Source organism: Vibrio cincinnatiensis DSM 19608 (genome assembly GCF_900167345.1).
Classification (GTDB): Bacteria; Pseudomonadota; Gammaproteobacteria; order Enterobacterales; family Vibrionaceae; genus Vibrio; species Vibrio cincinnatiensis.
The window spans coordinates 1-7,270 of sequence record NZ_FUXB01000032.1 but is presented as its reverse complement, the minus strand read 5'-3'; the positions used below and the strand labels follow the sequence as shown (position 1 = coordinate 7,270).

The following is a 7,270-nucleotide window of genomic DNA, read 5'->3' as shown; positions in this document are numbered from 1 at the left end:
GAGACAGTTCGGTCCCTATCTGCCGTGGGCGTTGGAGAATTGAAGGGGGCTGCTCCTAGTACGAGAGGACCGGAGTGGACGAACCTCTGGTGTTCGGGTTGTCACGCCAGTGGCATTGCCCGGTAGCTAAGTTCGGAATTGATAAGCGCTGAAAGCATCTAAGCGCGAAGCGAGCCCTGAGATGAGTTCTCCCTGGCAGTTTAACTGTCCTAAAGGGTTGTTCGAGACTAGAACGTTGATAGGCAGGGTGTGTAAGCGTTGTGAGGCGTTGAGCTAACCTGTACTAATGGCCCGTGAGGCTTAACCATACAACACCGAAGGGGTTTTGTGGGCTCAATTGAGTGCATTGAATGTGTGAGAACGAGAAACAGCTTTCCGAATTAAAGAATTTGCTTGGCGACCATAGCGTTTTGGACCCACCTGATTCCATGCCGAACTCAGCAGTGAAACGAAACAGCGTCGATGGTAGTGTGGGGTCTCCCCATGTGAGAGTAGAACATCGCCAGGCTTTTATACTTGTTTTTAGACGTAAGGTCTGAAGACGACAGCTCAATAAAGCAGTCAGTCAGACTTTATCGAGTAAGAGACAATGTGGAGCGGTAGTTCAGTTGGTTAGAATACCGGCCTGTCACGCCGGGGGTCGCGGGTTCGAGTCCCGTCCGCTCCGCCACTGATGGATTAAAATCTTTGCTTTCTGCAAAGATTTTCTGTTATAAGCAAATAGATTTAGGGGTGTAGCTCCAATTGGCAGAGCAGCGGATTCCAAATCCGCGTGTTGGGAGTTCGAATCTCTCCACCCCTGCCATATCACTTAAACCTTAACAGAGATGTTAAGGTTTTCTTGTTTTTATCTTTATCAATTTTACATCTCGGCCTATTGCGCCACTTTCTGATTTCTATCCATGTTATCGGTTCGTAAATCTCTTTAACTTAATCATTTATTAACATTTTCGTTGTTATGATGGCCTTAAAAAGAAGGGATGTGTAGTATCCCATGATTAGGTCATGAATGTAATGTGGATAGTATGTTAGTGTTGAGTTGAGCAAACCTAGTCAATGTTATGGTTATATTCTACATAATCAGGAGTCGAAAATAAGTTATGAATAAGGTTATTGAAACGATTCAAGCCCACCGTTCTATTCGTGCGTTTAAAGAGCAACCAATCAGCCAAGAGCAACTGGATAGCATTATTGCGTCTGGCATCGCTGCTTCGTCTTCTAGTTTGATTCAAGCCATTTCCATTATTCGAGTAACGGATAAGGAAAAGCGTGCTCAACTCGCTAAACTGGCTGGACATCAGCCTTATGTCGAGAGTGCCGCTGAGTTTTTAGTTTTCTGCATTGATTATCAGAGACATCATTCGATTAATAACGAGGTTAAACCTGAATATATGGAACTAACCTTAATTGGCGCAATTGATGCTGGAATTATGGCTCAGAACTGTTTACTTGCTGCTGAATCGATGGCACTGGGGGGCGTCTATATCGGTGGTTTGAGAAACTCACCTAATGAGGTTGATAAATTGTTGCAGTTACCTCCATATTCGGCGGTTTTATTTGGATTATGTTTAGGTTATCCAGATCAAAACCCTGAATTAAAGCCTCGTTTAAGTCCAAAGGTTATTCTGCATGAAAATTCTTATCAGCCGTTAAATTTAAAGCAGATTGAACAATATGATCAAACGATGAACGACTATTATCAGGCTCGTTCTACGAATACAAAGCAACAAGGCTGGTCTGAACAAATTTGTAGTAAACTGAGTCAGGAATCGAGACCTTTTATTCTTGATTACTTGAATAAAAAAGGATTGGCTAAAAAATAATGGATAGAAATATCCCCCTACCTTTCTATGAAGGCGGGGGATGTTTTATGAGTTACTACGCTGATCTGAAGAGGCTTGCTGGTTTTTTCTCGCATTACTAAGCATATTGTTAAAGTAATGGCGTAAGGAGTAGAGCATGCATAAGCTTGGGATAACCATCAGCGCTGTTAAAATAAAGAAGAGTGACCAGTTATTGAGATACTCAGCGAGTTCGCCACTGAAAGAGGCGAGAGTAGTTCTACTGAAATTACCCAGAGAGGCAAGCAAAGCATACTGTGTTGCAGAAAAAGCTTGTCCTGTCATGACCGTTAAAAAGGATACAAATGCTACGGTCGAAAATGCTGTTGTAAAATTATCTACGAAGATCGTGGCGAGAAGTAGGTGCTCATTGGGGCCTACTTGGGCTATCCAAGCAAACATTAGATTACTGGCTGACATGGCAATACCACCAATCATCAAGCCTCGTACAATACCAAATCGGACATTGAACATACTACCTACAAACGTAAACAGCATGGTTACGCCCCAACCAATCAGTTTTGAGTAATAACCGATTTGTTCATTACTAAAGCCAATATCTTTATAAAAAGCGATCGACATTCTACCAAGAAAAGCTTCGCCTATTTTAAATAAAAAGACGAAGAGCAGTAATGTTATCGCAACACGAGAGCCATTTCGACGGAAGAAATCGATGAATGGTTCTAATAGAGTGACGCTTAACCAGCTAATTACTTTAAAATGCACAACTTGGTTATGCCTCTCTTCGGCTTGCTTTTGCAGCATTTCTCTATAGGTCTGTGGCTCTCCAACGAATAAAGTAAATAACATAAGTAAGACAAGCACGGCGGCCATTCCGTAATAAACCATATTCCAGCCAATAGCATCCGCATTGATAAAAGCAAAGTAGCCGGGTAGTGAGTATCCTGTCCACCAACCAATGACTGCCATGGCGGATGCTTGCGGTAATTTGGATTGATCTGACTTTTGAAAGCTATCAATGCGAAATGCATCAATAGCAATATCTTGAGTTGCCGATGCAATAGCAATTCCGAGCGCCAGAATTGACATAGCGAAAAGGTTGTTGGCTGGGTTTATGCCAGCAATCAATAGGGTACAGATAAAAACAAAAAATTGACAAAAGAGAATCCAGCTTCGCCTTTGCCCTAACCAAGTATGCAAAAAGGGTAATTTGACGCGATCAACTAAAGGAGCCCATAAAAAATTGATGGCATAAACCGAAAATACGCTACCAAAATAGCCAATGGCGGCAAGTGTTAAACCCGCATCTTTCAACCATCCAGACATATTTGAGCCGATCAATACCCATGGAAAGCCACTAGAGCATCCCATCATAAAAATCCATAGTAGTCGGCGATCGAGATAGCTTTTAAATGTTTCTGACCAAGTGAGAGACTGAGCGTTGCTCGGCATGAACCAAAATCCTTATCAAGCTAGCCCCAACAAGGGTTAGGGCTAGCTAAGATTAATCAATGAGTGTTACCTTCGTAACGATAATCGGTGTGACAGGAACGTCATTCATTCGCCCCTGAGTATGAGTAGGCTGGGTTGCCATATGTTGAATCGTGTTAAACCCTTCGATCACTTCACCAAAGACAGCATACCCGGCTTGTTTTGTATTTGCATTGAGAAAACCATTATCAACAAGGTTAATGAAAAACTGGCGGGTGGCTGAATTGGGATTAGCCGTTCTCGCCATCGCTATTGTTGCTGTATTATTTTTCAAACCGTTACTGACTTCATTCTTAATGGATGGGTAACTCTCTTTGGGGGTCATGGTGTGATCAAAGCCGCCACCTTGAACCATAAAACCAGGAATGATGCGATGAAAAAGAGTCCCCGTATAACTGCCATCTTCAACGTACTTGAGGAAGTTAGCTGTGGTGATTGGGGCTTGCTCTTGATTAAGCTCAACAACAAATTGGCCTAACGACGTTTCAAACTTGACCTTTGGCCCAGCCCAGAGGTTCATACTCACGAAAGTAAACAGAATCAGTAGCCACTGTTTAGCCATGGAAACGTTCCTTCATATAACTTTTAAGCTCATCATCATTTGCCATTTCCTTAAGAACTAAGTTAATGACATCGTTGAGTACTTTTTCTATATCCTGATTCGATGCACTCAATGCGGCGCTGCGTTTTGCTGTGCCAGTATAGCTTTTCACGAGTTTACCTCTTGGTGTCTCCGCTGTGACTTCAAGCGTCACTTTCGCATCCATTTCGTTGGAAGTGATAGAGTGAGAGACATTAACAAGGAGCTCTTGGAGTTCTAGAGTGAGGCTGTTTTCGCTGTTAACTGTTAAGCGAAAACCTTGTGATGTAAACTGTTCCGATAGAGCATTTTCAATCGCAATACGGACGTTTTGTTTTGGGTGGATAGGTTCGATATTATTGCGTCCACTATCGACGAGAGCAACGTATTGTGCCGAACGGACGTCTTTACTGACTAAAGTAAATGCCGCGTTATCGACAAAAGTACTATTACTTAGTACTGCTTCAGGCATAAAGTTGATCTGTGCTTGTTTTGGTGCTGCACACGCAGTGAGTAGAACCAGTGTTGCGGCGATAACCAGTTTTTTCATGGTCAATTCCTTTCGTTAAATAAATCGATTTAATAGGGTCAGTCTTATTGCTTAATGGCTTGTAAGATAACAAATTTTGTATTACTGGCGACAGTTTTTACTTGGGCTTTGCCAAATAATCTTTTGAGCTTTATATCGTAGCCGAGATGGCGATTTCCGATCACCAATAACTTCCCTTCTTTTATAAGAACACGTTTTGAATCACAAAACATTTGCCATGCAATATGATCGGTAATTGCTTGTTGTTGATGAAATGGAGGATTACAAACGACAAGTTGAGTACCATTATCCTCAAACCCATCTAAGCAGTTGTTGACTAAGCACTCGAATGGGTGATTAGGTGTAAGATTTTTTAGCAAATTTTGTCTTGCTGATTCTACGGCCATAAAGCTTTCATCTACACAGATTAGTTTCGCTTGTGGATTCAGCTGCCCCAGTTTTACAGAGAGCACACCATTGCCACATCCTAGATCAATGACGGTTTGAAGCGTGTCATCAATTGGTAAATAATTAAGAAGAAAACGAGCTCCTTGATCGAGCTTCTCACCAGCATAAACATTGGGTAAGTTTATTAATTCAATAGGATGACTGACCACCTTCCAGACGGTGTGAGGTGAGACTGGAATGATAGAGTTTGCATCTGCTTGGCTAAAAATAAGGCGGTGTTTTTTCCAAGCTAAAGAGGTTTGTGTTTGACCTAAATATGTATCGAAAAGTTGTAATGTCGAAGTATGGATCTCTCTGGCTTTATTGACTGCAATCACAGGGCTGTTACTGTTTAGAGAACGCCTTAACTGACTTAATTGCCACACTAAATGACGATTATTGCGAGGTATCTGCATCAACACTAAGTCTATATCAGAGGGAATTTTCTCCATGGTGTTAGTGAGTGTCACTGAGGGGCAGCCGTTAGCAGTTAAGTTTTGCTGAATGGCTTGGTGAGCAACAAACGAATCGCTCATCACTGTCACCCTATGCGATTTTGAAAACCAGCAACTGAGTGCTCCAAAATGGTCATTGAGGATCAAAATATGCTGGTTGGATGTCAGTGATAATGACTCTACATGAGAAATGAGGTACTCGTCTCCAGCATCCCATGCTTGCAGTGTTTCATTACTTCGCTGTGGGAAGCGATGTAGGGTAAAAGTTTGATCATGCAAGGTTAGCTCAGTTTTCATATTGGGTTATCAGCATAAATTAATGACCCAGCTATTGTCGCAAATGGTTGCAGAACAAGAAACCAAAACCTTTCCCTTATTGTTTCCCGCGAGTAGACTTATACTTGTCTTGTATGAACATTGTGTATTAAGGAAACGCTATGCTTCAAGAAGTTATTGAAACGAAATTGCATAATGCATTTCAACCACAGTACCTCAAGGTGATCAATGAGAGCTATATGCACAATGTCCCTGTAGGCTCTGAAAGTCATTTTAAAGTGATTGTGGTGAGCTCTGATTTTGAAGGAGTAAGATTGATCGCTCGTCATCGTCAAGTTAACCAAGCTTTGTTGGACGAGTTATCCAACCATATTCACGCATTAGCCATCCATACTTATACTCCACAAGAATGGCGTGAACAGCAAGACGGAGCGCCAGATAGCCCAATGTGTATGGGGAATAATCACTAAGGCTGAATACCAACGTGATATTGTTATGTGGAAACGTGCCACAGAGTGTTTTTTTTTGACAAATTATTAACAATGCTGCCAATGATAGTATGAATGCTCATTGTGATATTTGATAACTCTACGCAATTATTCGTAAATTTTGTGAAGTATTTTAATTGTGCGATACATCAAATTTATGATTATTAATTAATCTCTGCGGAGTATTTCTTTGTAAATAAAGCGAATGAAGCAGGGATTGGTCATGGAATCATATTCCCAAAAGATGCTAAACTACGGCACCTAATAAGTCTCATTGCAAAAATGTGATAAGACCTTAAAAAGGATGTTGCGGTTTTGGTGTTTAAAACAACCCAAATCGGGCACTGTAATGTCGTGTCTAGAGTACAGTTAACGGTATTTTGGCTTACATCCTAAGGCCAATATCGTCGTTTAATGTCTCGAATTTACGCAATGAAAGAATCTTTTTCCCAATAAAAAAGTAGTGCAAGTGCGTATGATTACAATAAAAAAGGGTTTGGACCTTCCTATTGCTGGAACTCCTGCCCAGGTGATTAATGACGGCCTCGCCGTCACCAAAGTCGCCTTGCTTGGCGAAGAGTACGTGGGGATGCGTCCAACGATGCATGTTCGCGTGGGTGATGAAGTGAAAAAAGCTCAAGTTCTTTTTGAAGACAAAAAGAACCCCGGAGTGCTCTTTACTTCTCCTGTCTGTGGCAAAGTTATTGAAGTGAACCGTGGTGCGAAACGAGTGCTTCAATCCGTTGTGATTGAACTCTCTGGCGATGACCAAGTGACCTTCAATCAGTTTGAAGCCAATCAGCTAGCGAGTTTAGACCGGCAGACGGTGAAAACTCAATTGGTTGAATCTGGCCTCTGGACTGCGCTGCGTACTCGTCCGTTTAGTAAGGTTCCCTCGATTGACTCCCACACTCACGCGATTTTCGTGACGGCAATGGACACCAATCCATTAGCGGCTGAGCCGAGTGTGATCATCAATGAACACTCCGAAGCCTTTATCGCGGGGTTAGATGTGCTTTCCGCTCTGACCGAGGGGAAGGTGTATGTGTGTAAAAAAGGGGCGAGTTTACCTCGTTCATCACAAAGCAATGTTGAAGAGCATGTGTTTGATGGCCCTCATCCTGCCGGTTTGGCGGGGACGCATATGCACTTCTTATATCCTGTCAATGCGGCCAATGTGGCGTGGAGCATTAATTATCAAG

7 protein-coding genes, 2 tRNA genes and 2 rRNA genes are annotated in these 7,270 nt (G+C 42.2%); 7 read left to right on the top strand and 4 right to left on the bottom strand.

Going from position 1 to position 7,270, the window contains the following annotated elements; all coding sequences use genetic code 11:
• The 5 genes from B5D54_RS16425 to nfsA all read left to right on the top strand — a co-directional run.
• A 23S ribosomal RNA gene (locus B5D54_RS16425) occupies positions 1–308 on the top strand; the annotation flags it as partial.
• An 84-nt stretch (positions 309–392) separates the two neighbouring features.
• A 5S ribosomal RNA gene (gene rrf, locus B5D54_RS16420) occupies positions 393–508 on the top strand.
• Positions 509–593: 85 nt separating this feature from the next.
• Positions 594–670: transfer RNA gene (locus tag B5D54_RS16415), tRNA-Asp, on the top strand.
• A 58-nt stretch (positions 671–728) separates the two neighbouring features.
• A tRNA-Trp gene (locus B5D54_RS16410) sits at positions 729–805 on the top strand.
• A 295-nt stretch (positions 806–1,100) separates the two neighbouring features.
• Entirely contained in the window at positions 1,101–1,823 is a 723-nt protein-coding gene (nfsA, locus tag B5D54_RS16405) for an oxygen-insensitive NADPH nitroreductase (protein WP_078927612.1), read from the top strand.
• A 45-nt stretch (positions 1,824–1,868) separates the two neighbouring features.
• On the opposite strand, the gene B5D54_RS16400 is transcribed toward nfsA, so the two are convergent.
• Genes B5D54_RS16400 through B5D54_RS16385 form a run of 4 tightly spaced genes read right to left on the bottom strand, consistent with a single transcriptional unit; the run spans position 1,869 to position 5,601 of the window.
• Complete coding sequence (locus B5D54_RS16400) at positions 1,869–3,254, bottom strand: AmpG family muropeptide MFS transporter (RefSeq protein WP_078927611.1); 1,386 nt, start codon at positions 3,252–3,254, stop codon at positions 1,869–1,871.
• A 52-nt stretch (positions 3,255–3,306) separates the two neighbouring features.
• Positions 3,307–3,855, bottom strand: coding sequence for a peptidylprolyl isomerase (locus B5D54_RS16395; RefSeq protein ID WP_078927610.1), 549 nt, complete (start codon positions 3,853–3,855; stop codon positions 3,307–3,309).
• Positions 3,848–4,423, bottom strand: coding sequence for a YajG family lipoprotein (locus B5D54_RS16390; RefSeq protein WP_078927609.1), 576 nt, complete (start codon positions 4,421–4,423; stop codon positions 3,848–3,850). Before B5D54_RS16390 ends, B5D54_RS16395 begins: the two co-directional genes overlap by 8 nt.
• Before the next feature lie 44 nt (positions 4,424–4,467).
• Positions 4,468–5,601 carry a methyltransferase gene (locus tag B5D54_RS16385; protein WP_078927608.1) on the bottom strand — a complete coding sequence of 378 codons (1,134 nt, stop codon included), beginning with the start codon at positions 5,599–5,601 and terminating at the stop codon, positions 4,468–4,470.
• A gap of 140 nt (positions 5,602–5,741) precedes the next feature.
• On the opposite strand from B5D54_RS16385, the gene bolA reads away from it, so the two are divergent.
• Together bolA and nqrA are read left to right on the top strand one after the other, a co-directional pair.
• Positions 5,742–6,050 (top strand): transcriptional regulator BolA, encoded by a 309-nt coding sequence (gene bolA, locus B5D54_RS16380; protein WP_078927607.1) that lies wholly within the window; start codon positions 5,742–5,744, stop codon positions 6,048–6,050.
• Between the two features lie 493 nt (positions 6,051–6,543).
• A partial coding sequence (nqrA, locus tag B5D54_RS16375) for an NADH:ubiquinone reductase (Na(+)-transporting) subunit A (protein WP_078927606.1) occupies positions 6,544–7,270 on the top strand: 727 nt, incomplete at its 3' end.